The 26,678-nt window shown below is 63.8% G+C and carries 24 protein-coding genes; 6 read left to right on the forward strand and 18 right to left on the reverse strand.

What is annotated here, in order from left to right:
• Positions 1 to 290: 290 nt before the first annotated feature.
• A complete protein-coding gene (locus AC0L3U_RS35880) occupies positions 291 to 1,874 on the reverse strand; it encodes a porin (RefSeq protein ID WP_473347649.1) in 1,584 nt (527 codons plus the stop codon).
• A 505-nt stretch (positions 1,875 to 2,379) separates the two neighbouring features.
• On the opposite strand from AC0L3U_RS35880, the gene AC0L3U_RS35885 reads away from it, so the two are divergent.
• Positions 2,380 to 2,859, forward strand: coding sequence for a MarR family winged helix-turn-helix transcriptional regulator (locus AC0L3U_RS35885; RefSeq protein WP_473364796.1), 480 nt, complete (start codon positions 2,380 to 2,382; stop codon positions 2,857 to 2,859).
• Positions 2,860 to 2,949: 90 nt separating this feature from the next.
• Here the strand turns inward: AC0L3U_RS35885 and AC0L3U_RS35890 are convergent, their stop codons facing one another.
• The gene (locus AC0L3U_RS35890) at positions 2,950 to 4,032 is read right to left on the reverse strand and encodes an alpha/beta hydrolase family protein (protein ID WP_473364797.1); all 1,083 of its coding nucleotides are present in this window, start codon (positions 4,030 to 4,032) and stop codon (positions 2,950 to 2,952) included.
• 261 nt (positions 4,033 to 4,293) lie between these two features.
• Positions 4,294 to 4,578 (reverse strand): hypothetical protein, encoded by a 285-nt coding sequence (locus AC0L3U_RS35895; RefSeq protein WP_473289069.1) that lies wholly within the window; start codon positions 4,576 to 4,578, stop codon positions 4,294 to 4,296.
• Between the two features lie 316 nt (positions 4,579 to 4,894).
• Between AC0L3U_RS35895 and AC0L3U_RS35900 the strand changes: the two genes are divergently transcribed.
• The 3 genes from AC0L3U_RS35900 to AC0L3U_RS35910 all read left to right on the forward strand — a co-directional run bounded on the left by AC0L3U_RS35900 (position 4,895) and on the right by AC0L3U_RS35910 (position 8,625).
• On the forward strand, positions 4,895 to 5,959 hold the full coding sequence (locus AC0L3U_RS35900; RefSeq protein WP_473347646.1) for a ketopantoate reductase family protein: 1,065 nt from the start codon (positions 4,895 to 4,897) through the stop codon (positions 5,957 to 5,959).
• 236 nt (positions 5,960 to 6,195) lie between these two features.
• Positions 6,196 to 7,011 (forward strand): YkgJ family cysteine cluster protein, encoded by an 816-nt coding sequence (locus AC0L3U_RS35905; protein ID WP_473364798.1) that lies wholly within the window; start codon positions 6,196 to 6,198, stop codon positions 7,009 to 7,011.
• Between the two features lie 102 nt (positions 7,012 to 7,113).
• Entirely contained in the window at positions 7,114 to 8,625 is a 1,512-nt protein-coding gene (locus tag AC0L3U_RS35910) for a helicase HerA domain-containing protein (protein WP_473364799.1), read from the forward strand.
• On the opposite strand, the gene AC0L3U_RS35915 is transcribed toward AC0L3U_RS35910, so the two are convergent.
• The 10 genes from AC0L3U_RS35915 to AC0L3U_RS35960 all read right to left on the reverse strand — a co-directional run bounded on the left by AC0L3U_RS35915 (position 8,622) and on the right by AC0L3U_RS35960 (position 19,948).
• Positions 8,622 to 10,934 carry a TonB-dependent receptor gene (locus AC0L3U_RS35915; protein WP_473364800.1) on the reverse strand — a complete coding sequence of 771 codons (2,313 nt, stop codon included), beginning with the start codon at positions 10,932 to 10,934 and terminating at the stop codon, positions 8,622 to 8,624. The two genes, AC0L3U_RS35910 and AC0L3U_RS35915, sit on opposite strands and share 4 nt — an antisense overlap.
• Entirely contained in the window at positions 10,915 to 11,946 is a 1,032-nt protein-coding gene (locus AC0L3U_RS35920) for a HoxN/HupN/NixA family nickel/cobalt transporter (RefSeq protein ID WP_473364825.1), read from the reverse strand. The genes AC0L3U_RS35915 and AC0L3U_RS35920 overlap by 20 nt, the downstream gene beginning before the upstream one ends.
• Positions 11,947 to 12,129: 183 nt before the next feature.
• Positions 12,130 to 12,870, reverse strand: coding sequence for an ABC transporter ATP-binding protein (locus tag AC0L3U_RS35925; RefSeq protein WP_456768200.1), 741 nt, complete (start codon positions 12,868 to 12,870; stop codon positions 12,130 to 12,132).
• Positions 12,867 to 13,700, reverse strand: a complete 834-nt coding sequence (locus tag AC0L3U_RS35930; RefSeq protein WP_473364801.1) for an ABC transporter ATP-binding protein — start codon at positions 13,698 to 13,700, stop codon at positions 12,867 to 12,869. The genes AC0L3U_RS35925 and AC0L3U_RS35930 overlap by 4 nt, the downstream gene beginning before the upstream one ends.
• A complete protein-coding gene (locus AC0L3U_RS35935) occupies positions 13,700 to 15,523 on the reverse strand; it encodes an ABC transporter permease (protein ID WP_473364802.1) in 1,824 nt (607 codons plus the stop codon). Before AC0L3U_RS35935 ends, AC0L3U_RS35930 begins: the two co-directional genes overlap by 1 nt.
• A 13-nt stretch (positions 15,524 to 15,536) precedes the next feature.
• Entirely contained in the window at positions 15,537 to 16,694 is a 1,158-nt protein-coding gene (locus tag AC0L3U_RS35940; protein WP_473364803.1) for an ABC transporter substrate-binding protein, read from the reverse strand.
• A 59-nt stretch (positions 16,695 to 16,753) separates the two neighbouring features.
• The gene (locus AC0L3U_RS35945) at positions 16,754 to 17,332 is read right to left on the reverse strand and encodes an alkylhydroperoxidase domain protein (RefSeq protein ID WP_473364804.1); all 579 of its coding nucleotides are present in this window, start codon (positions 17,330 to 17,332) and stop codon (positions 16,754 to 16,756) included.
• Positions 17,333 to 17,346: 14 nt separating this feature from the next.
• A complete protein-coding gene (locus AC0L3U_RS35950) occupies positions 17,347 to 17,946 on the reverse strand; it encodes a CMD domain protein (protein ID WP_473364826.1) in 600 nt (199 codons plus the stop codon).
• A 37-nt stretch (positions 17,947 to 17,983) separates the two neighbouring features.
• Positions 17,984 to 19,018, reverse strand: coding sequence for a putative FMN-dependent luciferase-like monooxygenase (locus tag AC0L3U_RS35955; RefSeq protein ID WP_473364805.1), 1,035 nt, complete (start codon positions 19,016 to 19,018; stop codon positions 17,984 to 17,986).
• Positions 19,019 to 19,153: 135 nt separating this feature from the next.
• Positions 19,154 to 19,948 (reverse strand): MetQ/NlpA family ABC transporter substrate-binding protein, encoded by a 795-nt coding sequence (locus AC0L3U_RS35960; protein WP_473364827.1) that lies wholly within the window; start codon positions 19,946 to 19,948, stop codon positions 19,154 to 19,156.
• A gap of 391 nt (positions 19,949 to 20,339) precedes the next feature.
• On the opposite strand from AC0L3U_RS35960, the gene AC0L3U_RS35965 reads away from it, so the two are divergent.
• Complete coding sequence (locus AC0L3U_RS35965; RefSeq protein ID WP_473364806.1) at positions 20,340 to 22,127, forward strand: peptide ABC transporter substrate-binding protein; 1,788 nt, start codon at positions 20,340 to 20,342, stop codon at positions 22,125 to 22,127.
• Positions 22,128 to 22,171: 44 nt separating this feature from the next.
• On the opposite strand, the gene AC0L3U_RS35970 is transcribed toward AC0L3U_RS35965, so the two are convergent.
• The 3 genes from AC0L3U_RS35970 to AC0L3U_RS35980 all read right to left on the reverse strand — a co-directional run bounded on the left by AC0L3U_RS35970 (position 22,172) and on the right by AC0L3U_RS35980 (position 23,192).
• The gene (locus AC0L3U_RS35970) at positions 22,172 to 22,357 is read right to left on the reverse strand and encodes a hypothetical protein (RefSeq protein ID WP_473364807.1); all 186 of its coding nucleotides are present in this window, start codon (positions 22,355 to 22,357) and stop codon (positions 22,172 to 22,174) included.
• Positions 22,358 to 22,692: 335 nt separating this feature from the next.
• Positions 22,693 to 22,875, reverse strand: coding sequence for a hypothetical protein (locus AC0L3U_RS35975; RefSeq protein ID WP_473364808.1), 183 nt, complete (start codon positions 22,873 to 22,875; stop codon positions 22,693 to 22,695).
• Between the two features lie 122 nt (positions 22,876 to 22,997).
• Entirely contained in the window at positions 22,998 to 23,192 is a 195-nt protein-coding gene (locus AC0L3U_RS35980) for a hypothetical protein (RefSeq protein WP_027519884.1), read from the reverse strand.
• 86 nt (positions 23,193 to 23,278) lie between these two features.
• Between AC0L3U_RS35980 and AC0L3U_RS35985 the strand changes: the two genes are divergently transcribed.
• Positions 23,279 to 23,794, forward strand: a complete 516-nt coding sequence (locus AC0L3U_RS35985; RefSeq protein ID WP_027519885.1) for a YciE/YciF ferroxidase family protein — start codon at positions 23,279 to 23,281, stop codon at positions 23,792 to 23,794.
• A 63-nt stretch (positions 23,795 to 23,857) separates the two neighbouring features.
• Here the strand turns inward: AC0L3U_RS35985 and AC0L3U_RS35990 are convergent, their stop codons facing one another.
• Entirely contained in the window at positions 23,858 to 24,715 is an 858-nt protein-coding gene (locus AC0L3U_RS35990) for a glucose 1-dehydrogenase (protein ID WP_473364809.1), read from the reverse strand.
• A 62-nt stretch (positions 24,716 to 24,777) separates the two neighbouring features.
• A complete protein-coding gene (gene treZ, locus AC0L3U_RS35995) occupies positions 24,778 to 26,589 on the reverse strand; it encodes a malto-oligosyltrehalose trehalohydrolase (RefSeq protein ID WP_473364810.1) in 1,812 nt (603 codons plus the stop codon).
• Between the last annotated feature and the right edge of the window lie 89 nt (positions 26,590 to 26,678).

The raw sequence follows: 26,678 nt of genomic DNA on the forward strand, positions 1-26,678 counted from the left end.
CTCAAGAATGAGCCGGGATGGGCGACACATACGCCAAAACCGAATTTCGGTAAAGTGGAATATTTTTGCGGCGGCGGCTTGACAGGAGGGCGACACAGGCGCGGTCCCGTAGCCCGGATGGAGCGCAGCGTAATCCGGGACGGTGCCGAATGCCGGGCGGAGCGGCCCCGGATTGCGCCTTGCGTTCCGGGCACCGGACTTCGGGGTCGCCGCCTCACATCATCTGCCTTGCCCAACGAAAAACACCCGGCGGTTTCCCGCCGGGTGTTCGTTCATATGTTCGACAGATCTTACCAGTTGCGCTGAGCGCGGAAGATCATGGCGATCGAGTCCTGGTCCTTCAATTCGTAAACCGCAGCCGGCTTGGCGGTCACGACGTTCGGGACGAGGCCAACCGTTCCAGAATACTTCTGGTCGAGATGGGTCCAGGACACGTCCGCCGAGAATGTCAGGTTCTTGACCGGGGTCCACCGGGTGACGACACCCAGCTGGCCGATCGCGAAGTCCGGGTTGCAACCCGTCACACCCGCCAGGCCGCCGAACACACCGCCGGCGCCACCAGCACCGCAGAGCGTGGTCTTGGCCAGTGTGCCGAACTGGGCCTGCGCGTAGGCACCGTACAGCGAGGAGTTCCAGTACGGATCCCAGTTGTGGGTGTAAGCGCCGCGGAAGCCCCAGGTCTTGACGGTTTCCTGCGAACTGCCGGTCACGAACACCGTATCGGGAGCGCTGGCGAAGCCGATGCTGCCGTAAGAGCCAGCAATGCCCGAATTGCCGTACAGCGCGTAGCTGCTGCCCGACAGGTTCTGGAAGTTGTAGCGGGTCGCACCGTCGGTGTAGACGCCCTGGATGTTGATCGTGTCACCCGCGCCGGTCGGGATGTTCTTGATCGACAGAGCGAGCTGAACCGCCCAACCCCATTTGTCGTCGGGGTGGCCAGTCGGCTCGGTCGCACCGTAGTAACCAACGTGGTTGTCATGTGCAGCCACCGACGCCTGGAACAGACCCCAGGCCTGATCGACACGGACCTGACCGACGAGGTTCGGCGAACGGGTGCCGCCGATGGCGTTGGTGCCGTACGAGCCGCCAATCATGCCGCCCGCGGTCGCGCCGGTCATGTTGACGTTGCCGGCCTGATAGTAGGCCGAGACGTCTTCAGCCGAGAACGAGGCCGTGACGCCCTGACCGAAGTCGGCGGTGTAGGTGAACTGGTTGACGCCAGTGACCGTGCCGCTGCCGCCGACGAGGTTGTCGGTGATGTTGCCGGGATAGTTGGTCCAGGGCGCGTCGAACTGCGACACGGCCTTACCCATGGTGAAGCCGGCGAACTGGATGAAGGCATAGTATACGCCGAGCGCGCCACCGGAGGTGTTGCCGTCGGTGCCGTTGACGCTGCCGCTACCATTCGAGCCGACGAGGGCGGTGCCCGCAGCGTTGAGACCGAGCGCACCGCTGTACTGGGTGCCACCCGTTGCCGAACCGGTTGGGGTGTAATTGCCGCTCGTCCAGGTGAAGACGCCGTCGAAGAAGGTGCGGACCACGCCGTACTCGGTCGCGGTGCGGGTGTCGATGTTGAGGTCTTCACGAGCGCGGAAGGTGTAGTAGTTCATCAGGCGGTTGCGAGCACCGGCAGTACCGCCCTGGTTCGGATTGAAGTCCGAGTTGGTGTTGAAGTTCGCGTCAGCGCGGACGTAGCCGCCGAGCTTGATGCAGGTGTCGGTGCCCGGGATGTAGTAGAAGCCGGCGCCGTACAGCGAGCAGATCTTCACGTATTCGACCGCCTTGGCCTTCACGGGAAGATCGGCTGCGAACGCCCCGGAGGCGGCCATCAGGCCGGCAGCCGAGCCGAGAAAGAGTGTCTTCGTCAACTTCATTAGTAAACCTCCAAGTCGGTTCAGGGGGCTCGGCTCCTCGGTGGGCGCCGCTTTACCCTCTCAATTTCGCTCAATTCAGATCCGCACGAAGGTCCGGACTGAAACGACAGTGAGGTGCCCCCCCTCCGTCGTGGCTTCACATATAGTTTATAAAAACAACTGCCTCAATTTATTGATTTGATGAATCGACAGTTCGATCCGCGATGTGTCTTGAGAGCAACAGCGGCGATATCCCCCGAAAAAACCGTGTAGAAAAACAAGTAAAGCCCTCGGGGGGCATCCCGAGGGCTTCTTGGAGGTCTCGCATCGCTGTCCATCGCGTGGGTCAAGAGCAGCGAAATAGAGTGGAATAGTCGATAATAAAATTAATTGTTCTTTGCAAGTAATAATTGAGCCTAAGATTCCTTCCCCGCGGTATCTCTCTTTTGGATCGGCGCGCGATTTTCGAGACGCTTCCAAGATATCCCACTAAAGATAGGCAAGGGATAAACGGGGAGGGAGCCACATGATCGAGAAGAAACTCGACAGGGCGATTACGGATTTCATCTGGAACGTCGTCGAAATTCATTCCCAGCTGGAGGACATCCACACCAGCTGGGCCGGACTGCTGGGCATTACCGAGCCGCAGTGGCTGATCCTGATGGCCATCACCGAACTGGACGAAGGGCGAGGTGTCGCCGGAATCGACATCGCGAACAAGCTGCGCGTCCACCCCGCCTTCGTCACCAACCAGACCAAGAGCCTCGAAAAGGGCGGCTTCCTGTCGCGACGGCCTGCTGCAGACGACGCACGCTACGTCCTGATGTCGCTGACGGCGAAAGCAACGACGGAGATCGAAAAACTGTCGAAGAGAAAGCTCGCCTTGAACTCGACCATGTTCAACGAGCTCGACGAGAAGATCCTGGCCGATCTGAATGCCGCGCTCGCAACGATTGCCAAGAATGCCCGGTTGGCGGCTCGATTGCTGGCGATCGACGTGTCCTGACCCACTGCCGTCAGGCGCGGAGCCCGCGCCTCGATTCATCCCCAATCTCTTCTCGCATTCCCAATCTCGCCTTCCTAATCTCTTGGCGCCTTAGAGGTAGGTCACAGAATCCAGCTGCCGGGCAATTCCAAGTTTGCTGTCGAGCCATTTGAAAATGAAATCGTCCACCGCGATGAAATTCTCGACCTCGCCCAGAGGGTGTGGAATGCGGTTCGGCACGACGGTCGCGCAATCGGCTCCGGCCTGCCGATAGCCTGCTTGCAGTTCGAGAGCATTCTCCTCCCAAACCATTGAGCGGCTCCCGACGACCATCAGAAGAGGGCAAGGTATCCGACGCGACGGCAGCAACGAACCCGTCGAGGTCCCGTCACGGACCGCCTGCTCGACACCGATCATCCAGCGCAGCGATGCCCGGCGCATGACCGGAGTCGCAATGCCGCCGTCGCACACGGCGGCAGCCATCCTGCGATCCAGGAGGGCAAGACGGGAGGCGTGACTGGCCGCCGCCCCCTCGCCGTAGACCGCGATCTGCTGCGAATCGACGTCCGGACGAGCTTCCAGGTAATCCAGCCAGCATTGCAGAATATGCGCCGGCTTGAAGGGGCTGCGACCGGATGAATCGCCGGCATCAACGAGCAGGAGTGACATGTTCCGTCGCCCTGAGACCGGCAACAGCCTGCTCATCATCGAGCCCAGGGTGATGTCCTCGTCGCTGACACAGATAACCGCGGGTGCGAAAGACCGGTCGGGGAACGCCGGCAGAAAGTAGCCCGCAAGCGAGCCTTGATCAAAGCAGTCGATCTCCACGCGCTCGATCGCCGAACCGGCCTCCTCCTCGAAGCCCCTCAGGCTGAGTCCGACCTTGTCTACGAGGTCGGTACTCCCGGGATCTCCGGGCCAAGACAGGTTCCTCGCGACTTCGAGGGCCGTCAGCGAGCACAGCCACGCTTCCCGCGCGACCTGAGCTGAACCGGCTACGCGCGCCGATTCGGCGAAGATCCGGTACTCGCCTGAGATCCGCAACCAGTCCGAAATCCACCGATGCCTGTGCGCCTCGCGCCCGAGCTCCGCGACGGACAAGCTTTCGAAAAAGTCGGACGCGCGTTTCCGCAAGCACTCCAGGCTTCGACCGGCGCCGTCGCACGCGCAGTGAGGCCAATGATCATCTTCCATGTCAGTCCCCGAACGGCGCGTCGGCGGTTGCTTGGACCAGGCGCAACGCTGTCAGCGCAACGCCCTGCATGTCTGCTCGATGCGACCTCACGCTTGCGTGATCACATGTGCGTCTGCCGTCCCGCTTATCGTTCCGTTTTCCCTTCGCGGGCGGGGGCACTGGACCAGACGGACTACAGTCCGAACGAACCGGTCGCAAAGCAAGTCTCACGCCGGCTCCAACTCAATCGTCACGTCTCAGCTCCGTTGCTGATACACAGTTTAGGCCCCGCACCATTCTGCCACTTTTTGCCGTCCCGCGTTTGCAGTTTTTTGTTGCGATGGACGACTAAAAATTGGATCGCGTTCGATGGCGAAAAACGCAGGGCCTGTATCGGCTTCCATCATGAATTCCTCATGACGCCGATCCGGCGTGCCATCCATCACGATGGCGATCGAGGGATGCGGCGGATTGCCGTTTATGATGCCAACGGCCTTCGCCACGGGACTTTTCGGCGGTCGGCGTCGCAGGAAAACCCGCGCGACAAAATCCTCGACGTCGCTCATCCGCACCCGGCGCGCGCGACGTGACCAGGTATGATCGCGTTCCGGGTGAGCCCGGGCGATCGGGACCTACAACATTCCTTACTTCGGTAAGCCAGTTATTTGAGCAGCTCATGCACCTGCAGAGCCCGTCGCCGATGAGGCGTCCTCTCGCTTTCGGCGGCAAGCAACAGGCTGGACCGCCTGCTGAGCCGTCCCGACCCTTGTATCCATTATCCCAGTTGCCATCCCCACGCACTTTGCCTTACATGCCCGCCAAACTCGCCCGCGGATGACGGCCGGGGCTCAAAAACATCACAAATTGTCAAAGGGACGAGACATGGCGCGTAACATCCTGATTCTCGGGGCTTCCTACGGCTCCCTGCTGGGCACGAAGCTGCTGATGGCGGGGCACAACGTGACCCTGGTCTGCCGCGCCAAGACCGCGGAGCTGATCAACCGCGAGGGTACCGAGGTGCGCATCAAGTTGCGTGACGAGGCGGTTCACCGCGCCATCTTCTCGCGCGACCTACCCGGCAAGCTTGACGCCGTGACACCCGCCAATGTGGACTTGTCGCGTTACGACATGATCGGCCTTGCGATGCAGGAGCCGCAATACACCAACCACACGGTGCGCGTTCTCATGGTCAGGATCGCCGCGGCGAAGCTGCCGTGCCTGTCGATCATGAACATGCCGCCGCTGCCCTATCTGAAGCGGATCCCCTCGCTCGCGGACATGGATCTCGAGGAAGCCTACACCAATGCGCAGGTGTGGGAGCGCTTCGAGCCCGGGCTGGTGACCCTGTGCTCGCCCGACCCGCAGGCGTTCCGTCCGCCGGAAGAGGCTGCGAACGTGCTTCACGTCGGTCTGCCCACGAATTTCAAGGCCTCCGTGTTCGCCGACGAGAAGCACAACAAGGTGCTGCGCGAGCTCGAAGCCGACATCGACGCGGTGACCCTCGATGGCCACGACGTGCCGGTGAAGCTGAAGGTGTTCGATTCCCTGTTCGTGCCGCTGGCGAAATGGTCGATGCTGCTGACCGGCAACTATCGCTGCATCACGCCGCACGAGCCGCAGTCGATCCGCGACGCCGTGCACGGTGATCTCGCGCGCTCGCAGACGATCTACGAGCATGTCGACGCCATTGCCCGGCGCCTCGGCGCCGATCCGCAGGACCAGGTGCCGTTCGCGAAATACGCCAAGGCCGCCGAGAGCCTGCTGAAGCCGTCATCGGCCGCACGCGCGGTGGCCGGCGGCGCGCCCTTCATCGAGCGCGTCGACCTGCTGGTCAAGCTGATCTCGCATCAGCTCGGCGCGCCCAATGCAGAGATCGACCGCACGGTCGAGACCGTGGACCTGAAGCTCAACGAGAAGATCGTGCAGGGCGGATCGGGCGCGCTGTAACAACATTCGGCACGGCCCCCCTTGCTGCCTGCCCGGAATTGGCACATCGATCGCGATCAGGCGCAGTTCGGACCGTCCCCGGGGCGCCATCGATTTGCGCAAACATCGCATCCATGCGAGTTCTAGCCATGCGAGTTACCGAATTATCCGCCGCGCGACAGGCCGGCAGGCAGTTCCGCAACTTCCTGATCGGCGCGCGATCGCCAGTTGGAAGGCAGAAAAACAAGTAGTCGAAGATGGATCAGACGACGTTGCAGGTCGTTCGCGCCGTGGAAGCCGGCGCAACGACGATAAAGGGTGTCATTGACGCGACCGGCTTGTCCCGCCTCAAGATCGAGCGCGCATTGAACGCACTCGAGAAGCAGCGGCTGGTCGTTCGCGATGGCCAGGGTTTCAGGGCAGCCGGTCGAACTGCGCCGCCGCCCACTCGGCAATGCAGCTCGTGCAATGCCTGCTGCGACATCCTCGAAGTGGCCGCCGTCGACAAGCCGGTGAACCAGCTGTGCAAGCATTGGCAGGCCGGCACGGGTTGCACCATCTACGAGCGCCGTCCCCAGATGTGCCGTTCATTCGTCTGCGCCTGGCTGCAAGGCCATCTCGACGACGATTGGTTTCCCGCGAAGTCGGGCATCATCGTGCATTTCAGCCAGGACGCCGTGAACGTGACGGTCGATGACCATTGCCCCGACCGCTGGCGCGAGGAGCCCTATTTCAGCAAGCTCGTCGAATGGTCGCTGAACGGGATCAAGCGAATCGGAAATCGCGGCTACGCGACGCTCGTCGTCTCCGGCGCTGACCGGTTCCTGCTGCTCGGGCGCACCGTCGTTCCCGAGCCGACGCTGTTCGGCACCGCCTTCCTGCCACTCACCGCCGACACCTTCCGATTCTGGCGGGCGAAATCCCCGGAGCATTTGCAGCGGCTGCACGAACGCATCGCCGAAATCGAGCGGATCAGGCAGGAATTCGGCTCCTGCGCCATTCCCTCGAATGAGGACGACGATCCACAAGCCCCCTATCGGCCCGCACTTCTACGGCAATCGAATCACGCCTGAACTCCGCCGTGGGCAACGGACCATGATTTGCGCCGTGGCGCTCGACGCGCCGCGGCCGGGTTGATAAGCCCCTGTCCGCGAATGATGGGACTTGAGTCGGGCATGACGGTTGCGATCGAGATGGGGCAGACCACGGCGGGCGCCGCGGCGGCCATGGACCTCGAGGAACTGCTGGCGACCCGCCTCCTGGTGCAGGGCAATTCGGGCTCCGGAAAATCACATCTGCTGCGGCGGTTGCTGGAGCAGAGCGCGCCCTGGGTGCAGCAGGCCATCATCGATCCCGAAGGTGATTTCGTCTCCCTGGCGGAGCATTTCGGCCATCTCGTGATCGAGGCCGAGGATCACACCGAGCGCGGCCTTCAGGTCGCCGGCGAGCGCGCGCGGCTGCATCGCGTCTCCACCGTGCTCAATCTCGAAGGGCTCGACGCCGAGAACCAGATGCGCCGCGCCGCGGCCTTCCTTGGCGGGCTCTTCGACGTGGACCGCGACCACTGGTATCCGATGCTGGTGGTGGTCGACGAGGCGCAGCTGTTTGCGCCTGCGGTCGCGGGCGAAGTCTCTGACGAAGCGAGAAAGCTTTCGCTCGGCGCGATGACCAATCTGATGTGCCGCGGCCGCAAGCGCGGGCTTGCCGGGATCATCGCGACCCAGCGGCTGGCGAAGCTCGCCAAGAACGTCGCGGCGGAAGCGTCCAACTTCCTGATGGGCCGCACCTTCCTCGACATCGACATGGCGCGCGCCGCCGACCTGCTCGGCATGGAGCGGCGGCAGGCCGAATCCTTTCGCGATCTCGAACGCGGACAATTCATGGCGCTCGGCCCCGCACTGTCGCGACGCCCCCTGCGTTTGAACATCGGCGCGACCGAAACCCAGCCGCGCAATTCCACGCCGCGGCTGATGCCGATGCCCGAAGCCGCGCTCGAAAATATGCGCGCTGTGATCCTGGCCGCGCCGCCGCCCGATGCCAGCCGGCCGCAGCGCCGGCCCGCGCCCGATCTGCTCGAGCAGCTCCGCGCCGCGAAGGCTGCGGCACCGGAGATCGGGCCCGAAATGATCGAGGCTCCGGTCAGTGCCGAGGAGCTCGCGGAACGGCGCGAGCGCGTGGATCGGACCCTTCGTGCCGTGCTCGCTGCGCCCGATGCCGGCTTCCGCGCGGTCGGCGTGCTGTACCAGGAGTTCGTGGTCCGCTGCCGCATCGAGGGCCTCGGCTCGGCGGTGCCCGACCTCACCGAATTCCGCCGCATGCTGACACGTGCACGCGCTGGGCTTGGCGCCGAGCATGCCGAGGACGACGCCTGGCAGGATGTGTCGCTGCGCGCCTCGATCCTGCCCGAGGACATGCAGGGCGTGTTCATGATGATCGCGCGCGCGGCTAAAGAAGGCTGGCCGTGTCCGGGCGACGCCGCGATCGCCCGCGCCTACGGCTCGCATTCGCTGCGCCGGGCGCAGCGCCTGCTCGGCTACATGGAAGAGCAGGGCCTGATCGTCTGCCAGCTCGACGGCGCCGGCCGCCGGTTCGTGACGCTGGTGGAATTGGCCTGGGCCACCGCGCCGGGCGATCCCAATGCCGACGACCTGCCGACGGAGCAGGTCGCGAGCGCGGCGTCGGCCTAGAACGCTCCCGCCACAGTCACGCGGAACGTCAGCGGCTCGACCGGGTGCAGCACGGTGTCCATCACGCCGTTCTGGCAGACCGCGGCGGGCGCGGTGCCTGAGGTACATAGGGCGTAGAGCGTGTCGGTTTTCAGCAGCGACCCATAGGCGTAGGTGACCTGGTTCGCCTGCATGTTGAAGAGATTGAGCACGTCGAGCTGAAGGCGCCAGCCATTGTCGATGCGATAGCCGAGGCGTCCGTTGAAGATGCTGGTCGCGGACGAACGGAACGCATTGTCTTCCGTCAGTGGGCTCGACGCAAGATAGCGCCAGCGCAAGCCCCCGAACCAGCCGGTCTTCTCGCCGAGCGTGATGCCAGCTGATGCCACCATCGCCGGCGCGTTCGGGATGTAATTGCCGGGCGCGTTGCCGGCCTGCGCCTCGGGATAGCCGGTGAGCGAGGCGTAGACCTCGGCCTGATCGCTGTCATATCCACGGAAGCGCGCATGGGTCATCGCAAGATCGGCGTCGATCTCGATCCATGGTTGCGGGCGGTAATGGTTGGTCCACTCAAAGCCGTAGCGACGGCTGGCGCGGGTCGCCGAGGTGTCGCCGGCATCGCCCGAAAATAGAATCTCGGAATCCTGGTCGAGGATGAAGAGGCTGAGCGAGGTGTCGAGACCGGGGACGATCCTGCTGCGAACGCCGATCTCCGCGCCTTTGGTCCGCACCAGCAGCGGCGACGGCGTAAGCCTTGTCGCGGGATCGCTCGGGTCTTCGGTCGTGGTCGCGCCGCGCGCGTCGTTCGAATGCATGCCGTAGCCGGCCCCGAGAAAGAATTCGGTCTGGTTGAACGGACCGAGCACCATCCTGAACTTCGGGCTGCCGAGCGCGGCATCGGCGCGACCGGAATTATTTTGGTTGAACAGGGATGCGACATCAGCGGCATAGTAGTCGCCGCGCAAGCCAATTGTGGTCCGGAGCCAATCGGTCCAGCGCACGGTGTTTTCGGCAAATGCACCGACGCTGCCCTCGCCGACCTTGTCGCTGCGGATGTTGGAGACGAAGCCGCGCCGAAAATTATTGGTCAGCGCCAGATCGATCGAATCATGGCGCGATTGCAGGCCAATCGTGGTCTGCATCGGCAGCCCCGCAAACGAGCCGTCCAGCGTGCGCGAGATGTTGGCGCCGGCCATCAGGCGGTCATCGTGCTGGTGGAACTGGTCGCCAAGCACGGGATCGCCAAGGAAATAGGTGAAGTTGTTGAAGAGGTCGAGTTGGCTCTTCACCACATAGGCGTTGGCTTTCCAAGACCCCACATCGTCACTCTGCGCGATGCGGGCGGAGAGCGCGAAGCGATTGGTGTTGCCGCCGTCGCTTGGATCCTCCGAGCCGAACCGGTCGAGCAGGCCACGCGCGATCGCTCGCTGCGGCACCTGATCAGTCGAATTCCATTTGTTCGCATAGGCCATGCCGGTGACGGATACGCCATCCGTCGCGGTACCCTGGCTGTAGCGAACGAGACCGTTGAGCTTGCGGACATTGTCGGGATTGTCCCACGGCCCATTATAGGTGCCGATCTCGCCGGCGACGAGCAGCGAGCCGTCGCCAACCTTCGTTGAGTCCATGCCGAGCAGGCGGCGATAACCAAAGCTGCCGGCGCTCACCTGCGCGAGCCCCTTGGTGCGGTCGATCAGACCGATGTGAACGCTACCGACCGAAGCGAAATCGCCCTCGTCGGCGAAATATGGCCCCTTGCGTACGTCGATCGCGGCGATGGTCTCCGGGATCAGCCAGTTCAGGTCCGCATAACCCTGGCCATGCGCGTGTGTGCGCATGTTGACGGGCACGCCGTCCACGGCGATGGCGAGATCGGTGCCGTGATCGAGATTGTAGCCGCGCAGAAAATACTGGTTGGCTTTGCCTTCGCCGGAATGCTGGGTCACGATCAACCCCGGCACGGCTTCGAGCGCCTCACCGGGCCGGGTGAAAGGGCGCGCGTTGATGTCCTCGCCGGAGACGGTGATCTCGCTTGCCATGCCGGGCGGGCCTTTTGCGCCCGAGGCGACGCTGCGCGCATCGGACGCTCGCATGGCTGTCGGGTCAGCAACGATGCGGTCGCTCGACTGGACCAGCATGCTGGACCGTCGAGCTGCGGCCGGTTTCTTGTGAGGTTTCGTCTCGCCGCCGCTGACCTGGACCGGCGGCAGCTCGCGCGATGTGCCTGCGTTCTGCGCGAGGGCGTCGCCGCCATCTGCGAGCAGCACCAAGACCGAAAATGCCGTCAGCGCGCCGCAGCGTCGGTCGGACTCAGACCGTCTCGGTGGCATCGGCGCATTGCAGCAATTTTGGCGTGGCCGCTCGGTGGAGCGCAAACATGCGCCGATAGAGCACGATCGAGACGAGCCAGGCGATCACGAACAGCGCGACCACGGCGAAGCCGACATTGGCGAGCGAGTCGTTGAGCGCGGCAACCAATGCCCACACGCCGCCGGACAGGCCGAGCCGGTCCGCGATCAGCCCGAGCGCCTCGATGCCGCCGATCAACAGCGCCACCGCCACCGAAGCCCCTGTGATCGTGAGGTTGTACCAGAGCTTTCGCAGCGGATCGACGAAGGCCCAGCGATAGGCGCTCACCATCAGCGCGGAGTCGGCGGTATCGACCAGCGCCATGCCAGATGCGAACAGCGCGGGGAAAACGAGAACATCGGCAAACGAAGCGCCGCGCGCGGCTTCGCCGGCGGAGATGCTGAGGACGCCGATCTCGGTTGCGGTGTCGAAGCCGAGCCCGAACAGGAAGCCGAGCGGATACATGTGCCAGGGTTTTGTCACCAGGCGGAACATCGGGCCGAACAGCCGCGCCAGGAGGCCGCGATTGGCAAGCAGGGCATCGAGGCCCTCGGCGTCGTGAATGCCCTGCTCCCGCGCGGCGCGAAACGTCCGCCACAAGCCGGCGAAGATGACGAGATTGATGGCCGCGATCACCAGCAAGAACAGCGCAGACACCGACGTGCCGATGAAGCCGCCGATCTCCTTGAGCAGGCTGTCGCCACCGAGGCTGACGACGCCGAGCGCGAGCAGCATGGTCGCGACCACAACGATCGTGGAATGGCCGAGCGCGAAATAGAGACCGACGCTGCGCGGCGCGCCACCTGCCTGCATCTGCTTGCGCACGACATTGTCGATGGCCGCGATGTGGTCGGCATCGACGGCGTGGCGCAGGCCGAACACCCAGGCGAGCAGCGCGGTCGCCATCACCGTCGGCCGGTCACCAAACGCCGCGAACGTCCAGACCCACGCCGCGATGTTGGCCCCAATCAGCCCGCCGAACAGCAGCACCATTCCGGGCTCGACCGCCCGCAAGGACCATCTCGTCACGACAATCATTCCGTCCGCTGCACGCCCATCGCACGAGCGGTATGATCTTTTCATAAGATGGTCATACTGACCAGTGCAATCCCGGCGGGGCGGCACGGCTTTGCAGCAGTGCTTGCGGCATCCCTCCAGACGCCATCAGGCCGAGAGCTAGGCAGCCTCAGACCCGCCGAGATAAGCATCGCGGATGCGGGGATCGTCCTTCAGCGCGCGGGCGGAGCCGGAGAGAACGATCTTGCCGGTCTGCAGCACATAGGCCTCGTGCGCGATTTCGAGCGCGAGGCTGGCGTTCTGCTCGACCATGAAAACCGACACGCCCTCCTGGTTGATGGTGCGGATCAGCTCCAGCACGCGGTCCACGTAAAGCGGCGACAGGCCCATGGTCGGCTCGTCCATCACGATCATCCTGGGACGGCTCATCAGCGCGCGCGCCATCGCGACCATCTGCTGCTCGCCGCCGGAGAGCGAGCCGGCGCGCTGCGACAGCCGCTGGCCGAGCTTCGGGAACAGCGTGAGCATCTTGTCGAGATCCTGCGCGATCGCCTCACGGTCGTCGCGCACGAACGCCCCCATCAGGATGTTCTCGCGCACGCTCATGTCCGCGAACAGGCGCCGTGCCTCCGGCACCGAGGCGATGCCGCGGCGGACGATCTGCGGCGTTGTCAGTCCGAGCAGCGAGGCACCGTCGAAAGTCACCTCGCCCGAGCGTGGCTTCACCAGGCCTAAAATGATCTTCATCGTCGTCGATTTGCCGCTGGCATTGCCGCCGAGCAGGCAGACGATGTGGCCGCGCGGCACTGATATCGACAGGTCGAAATGCACCTGGGCCTGGCCGTAGAAGGTATTGACGTCGGTGAGCGCGAGCAGCGCATCGGGAGGCGAGTTCGTCATGCCGCGCTCTCCTGCTTCGTCGCCAGGCCGTGGCCGAGATAGGCCTCGATCACCTTGGGATCGCCGCGCACCTGTTCACCCGGGCCTTCCGCGATCTTCTTGCCCTCGTCCATGACGATGACGCGATCGGAGAGGCGCATCACCATTTCGAGCTTGTGCTCGATCAGCAAGATCGTCAGCCCTTCGGCCTTCAACTCGGCGACGAGCCCTTGCATCTCCGTGGTTTCGGTCGGGTTCATGCCGGCGGTCGGCTCGTCCAGCAGCAGCAGACGCGGCTTCAGCGCGAGCGCCCGCGCGATCTCGACGCGGCGACGATTGGCGTAGGAGAGGCTGTAGGCCGGCTGGTCGATGCGCGGCAGCAGCCGCTCGCCGAAGCGCGCGAGAATGACCTTCACCTCCTCGCGCAAGCGCTCCTCCTCGGCCTTGACGCTCGCAGGGCGCAGCAACGCCAACCCCAATTCCAGCAATGGTCCGATCACCGGCACGGCCGGCTTGACCGCACGAAGCCGCGTGTGGGCACCGATCAACACGTTATCCATCACGCTGAGATTGCCGAAGACGCGGCCGAGCTGGAACGTGCGCGCGATGCCTGCGGCGGCGAGCCGCTCCGGCGAGAGACCCGTGATGTCCAGTCCCTCGAAGCGAACCGTCCCGGCGTCCGGCCGGTCAAGCCCGGTCACGAGATTGAACAATGTCGTCTTGCCGGCCCCGTTTGGGCCGATGATGCTGACGAGTTCGCCTTTGGCGAGATCGAGATGGATGGCGTCAACGGCGGTGAGGCCGCCGAAACGCCGCGTCAGCCCGCGCAGGGACAGCATGGTCGTGCTCATCACATCGTCCCCAACAAGCCTTGCGGTCTGAACCGCACCAGCAGCAGCAGCACGATGCCGTAGATCAGGATGCGATACTCCGCCGCGATCCGGAACATTTCCGGCAGCCCGACCAGCGCGACCGCCCCGAGAATCGCCCCGACGACATTGCCGAGGCCGCCGAGGATCACCACGGTCAGCGCCAAAATGGATTGCTGCGTGTTGAAGGTCTCGTGGTTGATGTAGGAATAGAGATGCGCGGCGATGCCGCCGCTGATCCCGGCGGCAAAGCCACCGAAGATGAAGGCCAGCGATTTGTAGCGATTCAGGCTGAGCCCATAGGCGCGCGCGGCGATGTCGTCGTCGCGGATGGCGCGAAAGCTGCGGCCGAGATGCGAGCCGAGCAGGCGTCCCTGCAGCAGCGCCAGCACGACCATCACGATGAAGCTGAACCAGTAGATCGAAATCGGGCTTACCAGCTCATAGCCGAAGAGCGACAGCGGCGGGATGCCGGAGATGCCGATCGGCCCGCGCGTGACGCTCTCCCAGTTCAGGATCACCAGCGAGACGATCTCGCCGATCGCGAGCGTCGCGATCGACACATAATGCCCGCGCAGCCGGAACGACGGCGAGATCAGCGCCGTGCCCAGCGCAGCACTCATCAGGCCGCCGCCGATGATGGCAAGGACGACCGGGACGGCGAAATTGAGCGACAGCAGCGCGGAGGTGTAGGCCCCGATCGCGAGCAGCGCGGCGTGTCCCAGCGAGACCTGACCGATCGTGCCTGCAACCAGGGTGAGGCTCAGCGCGAGCATGCCGAGCAGCCAGGCGTTGATCAGGGTCTGGAGCACGTAAAACGACACCGGCAACAGCGGCAGGATCGCGAAGACGGCGGCAGCGATCAGCAGAGCCCAGCGCGGAATGCGCACCGGGCGGCTCGGCGCGATGAAGGTGCCGGTGAGCGGCTCGGGCGGCGCCTGCCGGGCGCTGGCGAACAGACCGTTTGGCCGCAGCACGAGCACCACGACCAGCAGCAGGAACGCGAACAGATTGCGGTAGCTGGTGCCGAACACGGCGACGCCATAGCTCTCGACCAGTCCGAGCAGCAGGCTGCCGATCACCGCGCCCGGCACGTTGCCGGCGCCGCCGACGACTTCGGCGACGACGCCCTTGAGCGTCGCCTGCAGGCTCATCGCGGTGTCGATCTGGTTGTAGTACATGCCGACCAGCAGGCCGGAAACGCCGCCGAGCGCCGCCGCAATGCCGAACACGGCCTGATTGACGCGATTGACGTCGACGCCCATTTGCATTGCGGCGTCGCGATCCTGGGCCGTGGCGCGGATGGCCCAGCCAAGCTTGCTATAGCGCAGGAATACGAACAGCAGCAGCGCGCTGGTGATGCCGACGCCAGCGATCAAGAGATCGAGCGGTCCGATCGTGCCGCCGCCGATCTGGAAGCGGATATCCGGCAACTGGCTCGGCAGCGCGCGCGGATTGGGCGAGAAAGTCAGCATCACCAGTTGATCGAGCACGAAGCTGATGCCGATGGTCGCCAGCAGCGGTGCGATGCGCACCGAGTTCTGCAGCGGACGCAGCCCGAACCGTTCGATGATCAAGCCCACCAGCGCCGCCGCCACCGCGACCACGATGATGGTGAGCGGCAGCGGCGTATGCAGCTGCACCACCGCGACCCAGCCGATATAGGCGCCAACGAGATAGATCGAGCCTTGCGCAAAGTTGATCAGCCGGCTGACGCCGAAGATCAGCGCGAGCCCGACCGCAACGAGGGCGTAGACGTTACCGACGATCAGCCCGTTGATCGTGTAGTCGAGCCAGGAAGACACGCAGAAAATCCCCTCAGGTCGGCTTGCCGTCCCAGAGCGCGAACTGACCCTTGCGCACGACGAGCTCGGCGTTCATGGCGCCCTTGACGCGCCGGCTCTCGACGTCGAACGTCGCCTTGCCGAAGATCACGCTCGAGACGTCCTTCACTTTCGCAAAGGCGTCGCGGATCGCGCGTCGGTCAGCGCCGGCGATCTTGACGACGGCGGCCGCCATGTTCATCGCGTCATAGGCGTAGGCGTTGAACGCGTCGGGCTCTACCCCGTTGTATTTCTTCTTGAAGCCCGCGATGAATGTCTGCACCTCGGGGCGCGGGTCTTCCGGGAAGTAGCGCGTGCCGACATGGACGTCCTCGACGGCCTCGCCGCCGAGCTCCAGGAATTTCGGCGAGTAGACCGAGCTCGCGGCGCAGATCACCTGCTTCAGCCCGACCTGGCGCGCCTGGCGCGCGATCAGCGCACCGTCGGAATAATAGGAGATCAGGATCAGCCCGTCCGGATTGGCGTCGCGGACCCGCACCAGCGTGGAGCGGAAGTCGCGCTCCTCCGCGATGTAGCCTTCGGTGACGGCGATTTCGGCGCCGTGCTCCTTCGCGGCCTTGACGAAATAGTCGCGGCTGGTGCGGCCCCAATCGGTGTTGAGGTGCAGCACGGCGAGCTTCTTCAGGCCGAGACGCTTGACGGCATAGGAGGCCAGCAGCGGCTGCTCGTCGGCCTGGCTGACCGAGGTGCTCCACATGAAGTCGCCGCCCTTGGTGAAGTCGGGATGCGAATTGGTGAAGCCGAACTGCACCAGCCCGCCGCGCTGATAGATCGGCGAGGCCGCCATCGAGGCGGGACTCGAGAAGTCGCCGAGCTCCATGACAATCCTGGGATCGGAGACGAACTTCTGGGCAATCGCCACCGACTGGCGCGGGTCGCTCTGGCTGTCTTCGAAGCTGTAAGCGAGCTTGCGGCCGTTGATGCCGCCCGCTGCCTGGATCTCGTCGAGCGCGAGATCAAAGCCCTGCTTCCACTGCGTGCCATATTGCGCGTTCGGCCCGGTCAACGGACCGCTGACGCCCAGCAAAATCGGTTCGGACGATTGCGCAAGCGCGGCGCGCGAGAAGGCTGCTCCCGCCATCATGGCGGCAAGCGAGCCCTTGACCAGGGTACGACGATCGATGTTGCTCATGCACGGCTCCATCCACTCAATGTTAAAACAAGCAGCAATTTTTATGCCGGTGAGATTGCCTATTTCGAGGGCTCACCGAGCGACAGCATCAGCCGGTTCGCCCAGTTGAAGAACGACGCGCCGTTGATGACGTCGACGATCTCCGCATCGCCGAGACCGGCGCGGCGCAGCTCATCGATATTATCAGGACCGAACGCGATCGGCGTTGCAGCCAGCGCCACCGAAGCCTTAACGACCGCATTCCAGCGCTCGCCCAGATCGGCGCCAACGCCTTCGTCGAGCAGGCGCTGCACGTCGTCGCGGCGCTTGGAATAGGTGCTGGCGAAACGCGCATGCACGGAGGCGCAGTAAATGCAGCCGTTGTAGCGCGAGGTCGCAGCCGCCGCGAGTTCGCGCTCGGCGCGCGGCAGGCCGTCGGCGACGTTGTAGAAGATGTCCTTGTCGGTCTTGGTGCGGGCTTCCAGCACCTCGGGATCGCGCACCAGCAGGCGGAAATACTCGGACTTGGAACGGGAGCGATCGACGAGGCCGGCGAAATGCCGCTCGGTCAGCTCGGCCTCGGGCAGCGGATCGATCCAGGAGACCCAACCAAGCTCATCCTGGGTGAAGACGACGGGGGGGTTGACGGTGGCGCTCATGCTGCAGCCTCCTCTTATGCGTTCGCTGCGGCGAGCGTGCGCAGGCCGCTGACGACCCGCACCTGAAACGACAGGAACGCGACGAGTTGAGAAAAGGTGACGATGCCGGTGTTCGACCAGCCGGCGGCAAGCAACGCCTTCATGTCGGTGGACGCCGCATCGCGCGGCCGGAACACCAGAAGGTGCGCGTGCTCGAACGCCGCGACGAGCCGGGCGCCGAGAACGGACTTGCTCGCCGTGCTCACGCGATAAATAAGACCGGCTGTGTTCTCGACTGATAGCGGGCCCGAAGGAAAGGAGCCATAGGGACCCGAGGTCTTGCCCCGTGTGATCTCGACCTCGATAGCTTCAAGCAGAGCGGCCCCACCCGCACTCCCCGCAAGCTTCTCGCGATAGAAGGTCGCAACGGGGGACTCGCCGTGGAGCCCCGTCACGAAGAGCGCGACCGCCGCGCGCTCCACCAGCGAGACGTCGCCGGCGTCCATCGGCTCGAACAGCGAGAGATAGCTCTTCTGCGCGTTGTCGCGTGCCTGCAGGCGACGCGCGCGAATGGCGTCGAGGGCCGAACCCAGTTCGATCCCGGCGAGCGTGTCGATGATATCTTTCGTGCCCATCATTTAGCCTCGTGCAACGCGATTATGTTCATTCCGACTAACCCGCGAGCGCCACATCGGGCGCCGTCCGCGTCCAGCCGAGAGCCGGCGCGACTTTCTCCGCGACCAGCTCGATCGAGCGCAGGATATAAGGGTGCGGCGCATCGACCGAATGCGCCTGGAACACCAGATCGGTCACCCGCTCCAGCGTGGCGTCGGCGCGGAGCGAAGCGATGACGTCGTCGGCCGCGCCGACATGGGTGTCGAACGCCGCGATCATCTCCTCCAGCGTCTCGCCCGGCTTGGCGTGGCCGCCCTTGAGGAATTGCGGCAGCGCGCGCCGCAGCCCGATATCGGCAAGGCGCATCGCCTCGGCGCGGTCGTCGGCGACGAAGATTGTGCGCGAGGCCATGATGCGGGGTTCGCGTCCCGGCGGCAGCGCTTCGAGATAGGCATCGATCACCGGATTCTGAATCTCGGCCAGCGTTGCCTTCGGCGCCTCCTTGGGTCGAGGCTGGGTGCGCGACAGCAACAGGCCGTCGCCCGCCTTGCCGGCACGCGCGCCGCCCGCCACAGAGAACGTCGCCTGCCAGATCCTGTCGTCCAGTTGCGGCCGCTGCGGATAGAGCCTGTCGCCACCGTCGAGCGGCTTGCCCACCAGCGCGGAGCGGACGACCTCGAGATTGCGCGCAAAGATCTCGTTGCGCTGGGCGCTGTCGAGGCCGAAGGCGGCAAAGGCCGAGGGATTGCCGCCGGTGCCGACACCGAGCTCGAAGCGACCATTGCAGAGCAGGTCAAGCACTGCAGCATCCTCCGCCACCCTCACTGCATTCTCCAGCGGCAAGGTGACGATGCCGGTGCCGAGCCGAATGCGCGAGGTTTGGGCTGCGGCGTAACCGAGGAAAGTAAAGGGCGACGGCAAGCCGCCCTCGCGCTCGTGGAAATGGTGCTGCGCGATCCACGCGGAATCGAGGCCCGCCTTCTCGGCGCGCACGATCTGCTCGGCCGCGAAGCGATATCGGTCGGCGGGCGGGGCCTCGTCGAGGAGCCGCGTGAAAAACCCCAGGCGTTTCAGGTTTGCTAAGCGTTTCATACGACCCCTGTCGGACGAGGATGGGCCCCGATGATGTCGGTTGCCGCAGCTCCAGACAAGCGGGCATCGCGCAGGGCTCGTACGCAAGCCTGCCGCCGGGATCGCCCTGAGCTGAACTTTGGCTGGGCAGACTGCCTACCAGCTCGGCAGTACCGCGCCCTTGAACTTGGTCAGGACGAACTCCTTGACCTCCGCGGTGTGGTAGCTGTCCACCAGGATCTTGACCCAGGGCTTGTCCTTGTCGACCGTGCGAACGGCGATGAGATTGACGTAGGGACCCTTCGGGTCCTCGCGCAGGATCGGATCCTTGACGGGATCGAGGCCCGCCTGGGTTGCATAATTGGTGTTGATCGCGGCGGCGTCGACATCGTCGAGCGCGCGCGGCGCCTGCGCCGCGTCGACCTCGATGAACTTCAGCTTCTTGGAATTCTCGGCGATATCGAGCACCGTCGGCTTGAAGCCCGTGCCGTCCTTCAGCTTGATCGCGCCCTTGTCGCGCAGCAGCAGCAGCACGCGGCCGCCATTGGTCGGATCGTTCGGGATCGAGATCTTGCCGCCCTCGGGAATGTCGGCGAAGGACTTGTGCTTCTTGGAATAGACACCGATCGGGAAATTCACGGTCAGGCCGACGGCTTCGATCTTGTAGCCACGGTCCGCCTTCTGGTTGTCCAGATAAGGCTGATTCTGGAACGAATTGGCCTGGATCTCGCCGGCATCGAGCGCGGCGTTCGGCACGACGTAGTCGGAGAATTCGATGAGCTGGATGTCGAGACCCTGCTTGGCGGCGATCGGCTTCACGGCCTCGAAGATCTGGGCGTGCGGCCCCGGCGTCACGCCGATCTTGATGGTCTCGCCTGAAGCGGCGGCCGACCAGGCGGCGAGCGCGGTGGCAAGGATCAGGGGAAGGCGAAACGACATCTTGGTCTCCATGGCTTGGCAATGATTGGAACCGTATTCGCTTCTCCGCGGGGCGAAATCAATGAAATGGAAATCCATATTGGCCTGCTAGCGCGGACGACGCTTCTCCACTCGACCGCATGTGGGGAACGAATGCACCCGCGCAAGCGTGAGGCGCATCACGGCAAAACAGCACGGATCGTTGCCCCTAGCCCGATGGAGCGAAGCGCAATCCAGGGCGCAGCCTGCCGCGGGTGGACTTATCCTGGTTGCGGTCGGCTCCATCCGGGCTTCGGACCTCTCCCCGCACATTCGTCATTTCGCCGCAGGGTTTTCTCACCCTGTCGGCATTGCCGCCTCGCCCATGATGAAACATGATGGGCTTTGGCCGGTGACGACTTGTCTGTGAAGTGGGGATCATCCGATGAACGAGAACGAAATCCGCAAGTCCATCGCTGAGGTAAAGCAGGGCAAGCTGTCGCGACGCTCGTTCATGCAGACGATGGCTGCGATCGGGATCGCAGCGCCGGTCGCGAGCCAGATCCTGGTTTGGAACGACGTGGCGATGGCGGATGCCACGCTGCCCTACAAGCCGACCAAGGCCGGCGGCGGCGGCCCGCTCAAGATCCTGCTCTGGCAGGCGCCGACGCTGCTCAATCCGCATTTCGCGCTCGGCACCAAGGACCAGATCGCCTCGCGCGTCTTCTTCGAGCCCCTCGCCGGCTGGGACAAGGAGGGCAACCTCGTCCCCTGCCTCGCGGCCGAGGCTCCGTCCAAGCAGAACGGCGGCCTTTCGCCGGACGGCCTGAGCGTGACCTGGAAACTGAAACAGGGCGTGAGATGGCATGACGGCAAGCCCTTCACCGCCGACGACGTCGTTTTCACCTGGCAATACGCCTCGGATCTCGCCACGGCGGCGTACACCACAGGGTCCTACAAGGACATCACGGTCGAGAAGATCGACGACCACACCGTCAAGGTGCTCTTCAAGGCCCCGACCCCGTTCTGGGCCGACCCGTTCGTCGGTTCGGTCGGTCCGATCCTGCCGAAGCATCATTTCGGCGACTATGTCGGCGCGAAGTCGCGCGAAGCGCCGGGCAATCTGAAGCCGGTCGGCACCGGTCCCTACAAATTCGTCGAGTTCAAGCCCGGTGACTTGATCCGGGCCGAACGCAATCCCGACTATCACGTCAAGAACCAGCCGCATTTCGACACGCTGGAGATCAAGGGCGGTGGCGATGCGGTGTCCGCGGCGCGCGCCGTGCTGCAGACCGGTGAATACGACTTTGCCTGGAACATGCAGGTGGAGGAAGAGGTCCTCAAGCGCATGGAGGCCAGCGGCAAGGGCAAGCTCGACGTCACGCCTTCCGGCAACGTCGAGTTCATCATCCTCAACACGACTGACCCGTGGACCGAGGTGGACGGCGAGCGCTCCAGCCCCAAGACCAAGCACCCGACACTGTCCGATCCCGCCGTTCGCCGCGCGATGAACCTGCTGATCGACCGCGACTCGATCCAGAAGTTCATTTACGGGCGCGGCGGCATCGCCACCGCGAGCTTCGTCAACGCACCCAAACAGTTCAAGTCGCCAAAGCTGAAATACGAGTTCGACGTCGACAAGGCCAACAAGGTCCTGGATGAAGCCGGCTGGGCCAAGGGCGCGGACGGCCTCCGCGAGAAGGACGGCAAGAAGCTGAAATTCGTCTTCCAGACCTCGACCAATGCGCCGCGTCAGAAGACGCAGGCCATCATCAAGCAGGCCTGCCAGAAGGCCGGCATCGAGATCGAGATCAAGGCGGTCACGGCATCGGTGTTCTTCTCGTCCGACGTCGGCAATCCCGACACCTACTCGAAGTTCTATGCCGACATGGAGATGTACAACACCACGCAGCCGCAGCCCGACCCGGAGCGCTTCCTGAACCAGTGCGTCTCCTGGGAGATCTCCAACAAGGACAACAAATGGCTCGGCCGCAACGTCTCGCGCTGGTCCGATCCCGAGGCCGACAAGGCCTACAAGGCTGCGCAGAACGAGCTTGATCCGGTCAAGCGCGCCGCGCTTCTGATCAAGGTGGACGAGACTTTTTGCGAGGCAAACGTGTTCCTGCCGCTTCTTTCCCGCAACATCGTCAACGCAGGGGTCAACAACCTCATGGTCGACATGTCGGGATGGGACGTCACGACCTGGAATCTGGCGAGTTGGTACCGCAGCTGACGCCTGAGAGGCTGGACGCGCGATCTCCGCGTCGGCAGACCAGCTCAATCCCTGCCGGCAAATTGACGGTCGAGGTTTGACGCCGTGTCGGCGCTTCTCAGCCGTTTCATCAGCTCATCCCTCTCCTTGCCGTCGGGCAACGATTCGGCCTTTTCGCGGATGGTCCTGGTGAACTCCGCAAGCCGCTCTTGAAGCGTGGTGGTTTGCGGAACGCGACGCCGCCTGTGCACGATCGGGTCTCCATGTCATGGGCACCATGCGGTGCCTTTCCGGATGGCCAATGATAAGAGCGGGCTGAGCCATATCTATATCAAATGATATAGTTCAAGCCATTTGGTACCGACGCGCTTTGTTCACATGTGAACAGTCGGAGCCTTCACCTGTCCGGTCCGGAACGAAAAGGACGGCTGTTTCATTGACGCTGCGAGACAGCACGGACGCGCCATGGGCAAAATATTGATCAGCACCGCCGTCGTGAGCCTGGCACTCATCATTGCCTTTGCGGTCTATGTCATCACTCTGTGAATTGCAGACAGCAGAAGCCAATGATGTTGCGGCTCGGGCATCACCCGCGCGCGCAGCAATCCACCAGCAGGTCCCAGATCCGCTCCGCCTCGCCCGATGCGCGGGTCTCCAACCCCTTCTCCGGGGTGGACTGCGAATAGCCCGCCAACGGGGGCGCTTCGCGCGGCACAATCCATCTCTGGGAGATCGGATCGTACCATTTTCCGATAATCGTTTCAGTCACGCCGCTCGACTCACCGATATGATCCTGAGCGGAGCTACGGCTCACGGGCTTCGTCGAATCCCATTCACCGCGCCCCACCCATTTTACAAATCGGCTTCTTGCCGGATCGTTCCTGCCGCGGCTCAGCCTGGCCGCGCCGGATGCAGCGTACGGGGATGCCGCTCGTGCAGCAGCCGCGCGAGCTCTTCCCGCTCCGCAGGCCGTCCCTTCATGGCGGTCTCGAACAGCGCTTCCTGGATATCGCGCGGCATGTCGCCCCACACGTCCATCGCCGCCCGTCCGAGCAGGCTCGCAAGATGATCCGCACCATCGCTCATTCGGCTCTCCTGATCTGGTCACAGAAATGGAACAGCTGCGGCTGTGCGGCGTTCCAGTTCCATCATTGTGAAAGGAGACGTCGTTTATGGGATTCTTCACCAAGGACATCAAATCGATGGAAGACCTGCTGCTGCACGGGCTGCAGGACATCTATTACGCGGAACAGCAGATCCTGAAGTCGCTGCCGAAGATGATCGACAAGGCGACCAACAGGGACCTCGTCACCGGACTGAAAGCTCATCTGGAAGAGACCAACAAGCAGGTCGACAGGCTCGGCAAGGTGTTCGCGAAGCTCGGCAAGGAGCCCAGCGGAACACACTGTCCCGCCATCGACGGCATCATCAAGGAGGCCGACGAGACGGCGGGCGAGATCGAGGACAAGGCCGTGCTCGACGCCGCGATCGTGGCCAACGCACAGGCCGTCGAGCATTATGAAATGTGCCGCTACGGCACGCTGATCGCATGGGCGGAGGAGCTGGGGCACGACGACATCGTGCGCTTCCTCACGACGAACCTGAACGAAGAGAAGGCCGCCAACACCAAGCTGAACACGGTGGCACTTCGCAAGGGCGTCAATGCCAAGGCGTCCAGCGCCGCTTGATCGAGACGTACTGGGCGTGGTGGCCCTGCTCGCAGGGCTGCCACCTTCTCGTCGCACGTTCGGTCAGATGAACGGTTTCCCGCCGGTGACCGCCAGAGTCGCTCCCGATGTGTAGCTCGAGAGCGGATCGGCCAGCATGACATAGGCGGTCGCGAGCTCGGCCGGCTGGCCGGCCCGTTGCATCGGCACCTGCTTGCCGAAATTCTTCACGGTGTCCTCCGCCATCGTCGATGGAATCAGCGGCGTCCAGATCGGACCCGGGGCGACGGCATTGACCCGAATGCCCTTCGCCGCCAGCATCTGGGCGAGCCCACCGGTAAAATTCTGAATGGCGCCTTTGGTCGTGGCATAAGCCAGCAGGGTCGGATTCGGCATGTCGGAGTTTACCGACGCGGTGTTGATGATCGCCGCTCCCGGCCGCATGTGGGGCACCGCAGCTTTGGTGAGATAGAACATGGCGTGGATGTTGGTCTCGAACGTCCGCTGCCACTCCTCGTCGCTGATATCAGCGATCTCCTTGAACGTGTCCTGATGGGCCGCGTTGTTGACGAGGATGTCTATTGCGCCGAACGTCTCGACGGCGCGGGCGATGATCGCGCGGCAATGATCGGGATTGCGGATGTCGCCGGGGATCAGGACGACCTTGCGTCCCTCGCGCTCCACCAGCGCCTTGACCTCGGCGGCATCCTCGTCCTCGTTCAAATAGGCGATGACGATGTCAGCGCCTTCCCGGGCATAGGCGATCGCGACCGCGCGGCCGATGCCGCTGTCGCCTCCCGTGATGATAGCCTTCTTTCCGACCAAGCGGCCGGAGCCCTTGTAACTTTCTTCGCCGTGATCCGGTCGCGGATTCATCGCGCGGGTCGAACCGGGCATCGGTTGCTGTTGCGGAGGGTAAGGCGGCTTTGGATATTCGGTCATGGAGCGGCTCCAGGGATTTGCTCCGCTAACGGAAAGCTTTCGGAAGCGTTCCTCGCGTTCCATCACGCCTCTTGACCAAGCCTTACGATGATATCGTTCGGCAACAGGGCTGCGCCGTCGGCGGCGCCCAATCGCCATAGGCTCTCGCCCGCAACCAACGCCGGCATAGACAGTTCGCGGTCGGCGAAATTGGCAACAATCTGCAAGATGTGCCTCTCCTCCGTCCGCCAACGGGCATCCAGGCCGCCCTTACGCTGGTCCTCCCCCAGCAACTTGCAATGAGCCGACACGAAACCCCGTTTGATCAGCGGCACGATCCTCTCGCGCCGTATTTTCAGCAATTGGGTCGTCAGACCACGAAACCTGGCGCTGGCGGGAGAGCGGTCGATGCCGGTCCAGTCGAGCTTCGATGCTGCGAAGGTTTTTTCATCGCACGGATCCGGAATTCTGGCGCGCATGTCGGGCGTCGAGAATGCCTTGAAATGCGCAAACTCCTTGCGCCGCCCTTCCCGCGTCAGCTCGGCGGCTTCGCCGGCCCAGTCTGCGAAGAACAGGAATGGCGTCTCGGCCGCGGCTTCCTCACCCATAAACAACATCGGAATGTGCGGGTTCAAGAGAACCAGCGCCATGGCCTGATCCAGTTTCTCCGGACCGACCAGCGCGGAAAGCCGCTCCCCGAACGCGCGGTTGCCGATCTGGTCGTGGTTCTGGGCGAAGAAGATGGTGGCCTCGGGCGGCAGATGCGCGCTCGGCTCGCCGCGCGGTGTGTCATGCAGCGGAAAGATTTCGCCCTGGTAGGCAAAGCCCTCGGTGAGCGCTCGCGCGAGATGTTCGAGCGGCCTGTCTGCGAAGGCGCGATAATAGCCTTCGTCCTCGCCCGTCAACAGCACGTGGAGCGCGTTGTGAAAATCATCGCCCCATTGCGCGTCATAGAGCCTGGTTCGCCCTTGCGCCCGGTCGAGCAGGCGAGCCTGATTGGCCTCGTTCTCCAGCATCAGATGCACGCGCCGGCCGGGCAGCTGACTGCGAACCGTCTCGGCAAGCTCGACCAGGAAATGGCGATCGGAATCGTCCTTCAGCGCGTGAACGGCGTCGAGCCGCAAGCCGTCGAACCCGTAGTCGCGCAGCCACATGAGCGCGTTCTCGATCAGGAACTCGCGCACGAACGCGCCGTCGTGTCCCTCGAGGTTGACGGCAGGGCCCCAGCCGGTGCTATGGCGCGTGGTGAAGAAGCTTTCCGCATAGAGATGCAGATAGTTCAGCTGCGGCCCGAAATGGTTATAGACGACGTCGAGATAAACCATGATGTCGAGGGCATGCGCCGCGCGTAACAACCGCTTGAGGTCCTCCGGCCTGCCGTAGCGTGCATTCGGCGCATTCAGCAGCACGCCGTCATAGCCCCAATTGTGCCGGCCGGGGACGTCATTGAGCGGCATCAGCTCGATCGCGGTGATGCCGAGATCGCGCAGATAGGGCAGTTTCTTCTCGACGCCGGCATAGGTGCCTTCCTCGCTGAAGGTGCCGACATGCAGTTCGTAGATCACGGCCTCCGCCCAGGGGCGGCCGGGATAGAGCACCGAATCCCGGAACACCGTGGTGTCGATCACCTCGCTCGGCGCCCCGACGTCGTCGGGCTGGAAGAACGCGGCGGGGTCGGGAACGACGAGATCTTCGTTGATCCTGAACTGATAGCGCGTGCCGACATGCGCGGTGGGACTCAACGACTGGTACCAGCCATCCTCGTCGCGCTTCATCCGGAGTGGCGGCCGGCCGGCCTCGAGCAATTCGACCGATTGCGCCGTCGGCGCCCAGAGATTGAAGCAGACCCCGTGATCGAGGCATCGAGGACCGTGGTGTCGCGCTTGCCCGGCCATTCCCAATCTGTGACTCAAAACTGGCCGCCTTTGCGTGCATGGCTGGAAGTTACGACGCGCTTCGCGAGGCTCGATTTTACGATCGCTTA

The sequence above is a fragment of the Bradyrhizobium sp. Kon69 genome (assembly GCF_055807515.1).

Excerpts from the sequence above, each read along its gene's own strand:
- AC0L3U_RS35950 (WP_473364826.1), bottom strand. The coding sequence starts at position 17,946 with ATGGGCACGAAAGATATCATCGACACGCTCGCCGGGATCGAACTGGGT.
- treZ (WP_473364810.1), bottom strand. The coding sequence starts at position 26,589 with ATGGCCGGGCAAGCGCGACACCACGGTCCTCGATGCCTCGATCACGGG.
- AC0L3U_RS35880 (WP_473347649.1), bottom strand. The coding sequence starts at position 1,874 with ATGAAGTTGACGAAGACACTCTTTCTCGGCTCGGCTGCCGGCCTGATG.
- AC0L3U_RS35890 (WP_473364797.1), bottom strand. The coding sequence starts at position 4,032 with ATGGAAGATGATCATTGGCCTCACTGCGCGTGCGACGGCGCCGGTCGA.
- AC0L3U_RS35885 (WP_473364796.1), top strand. The coding sequence starts at position 2,380 with ATGATCGAGAAGAAACTCGACAGGGCGATTACGGATTTCATCTGGAAC.
- AC0L3U_RS35920 (WP_473364825.1), bottom strand. The coding sequence starts at position 11,946 with ATGGTGCTGCTGTTCGGCGGGCTGATTGGGGCCAACATCGCGGCGTGG.
- AC0L3U_RS35990 (WP_473364809.1), bottom strand. The coding sequence starts at position 24,715 with ATGACCGAATATCCAAAGCCGCCTTACCCTCCGCAACAGCAACCGATG.
- AC0L3U_RS35985 (WP_027519885.1), top strand. The coding sequence starts at position 23,279 with ATGGGATTCTTCACCAAGGACATCAAATCGATGGAAGACCTGCTGCTG.
- AC0L3U_RS35945 (WP_473364804.1), bottom strand. The coding sequence starts at position 17,332 with ATGAGCGCCACCGTCAACCCCCCCGTCGTCTTCACCCAGGATGAGCTT.
- AC0L3U_RS35955 (WP_473364805.1), bottom strand. The coding sequence starts at position 19,018 with ATGAAACGCTTAGCAAACCTGAAACGCCTGGGGTTTTTCACGCGGCTC.
- AC0L3U_RS35930 (WP_473364801.1), bottom strand. The coding sequence starts at position 13,700 with ATGAGCACGACCATGCTGTCCCTGCGCGGGCTGACGCGGCGTTTCGGC.
- AC0L3U_RS35965 (WP_473364806.1), top strand. The coding sequence starts at position 20,340 with ATGAACGAGAACGAAATCCGCAAGTCCATCGCTGAGGTAAAGCAGGGC.
- AC0L3U_RS35900 (WP_473347646.1), top strand. The coding sequence starts at position 4,895 with ATGGCGCGTAACATCCTGATTCTCGGGGCTTCCTACGGCTCCCTGCTG.
- AC0L3U_RS35980 (WP_027519884.1), bottom strand. The coding sequence starts at position 23,192 with ATGAGCGATGGTGCGGATCATCTTGCGAGCCTGCTCGGACGGGCGGCG.
- AC0L3U_RS35940 (WP_473364803.1), bottom strand. The coding sequence starts at position 16,694 with ATGAGCAACATCGATCGTCGTACCCTGGTCAAGGGCTCGCTTGCCGCC.
- AC0L3U_RS35915 (WP_473364800.1), bottom strand. The coding sequence starts at position 10,934 with ATGCCACCGAGACGGTCTGAGTCCGACCGACGCTGCGGCGCGCTGACG.
- AC0L3U_RS35905 (WP_473364798.1), top strand. The coding sequence starts at position 6,196 with ATGGATCAGACGACGTTGCAGGTCGTTCGCGCCGTGGAAGCCGGCGCA.
- AC0L3U_RS35895 (WP_473289069.1), bottom strand. The coding sequence starts at position 4,578 with ATGAGCGACGTCGAGGATTTTGTCGCGCGGGTTTTCCTGCGACGCCGA.
- AC0L3U_RS35925 (WP_456768200.1), bottom strand. The coding sequence starts at position 12,870 with ATGACGAACTCGCCTCCCGATGCGCTGCTCGCGCTCACCGACGTCAAT.
- AC0L3U_RS35960 (WP_473364827.1), bottom strand. The coding sequence starts at position 19,948 with ATGGAGACCAAGATGTCGTTTCGCCTTCCCCTGATCCTTGCCACCGCG.
- AC0L3U_RS35910 (WP_473364799.1), top strand. The coding sequence starts at position 7,114 with ATGACGGTTGCGATCGAGATGGGGCAGACCACGGCGGGCGCCGCGGCG.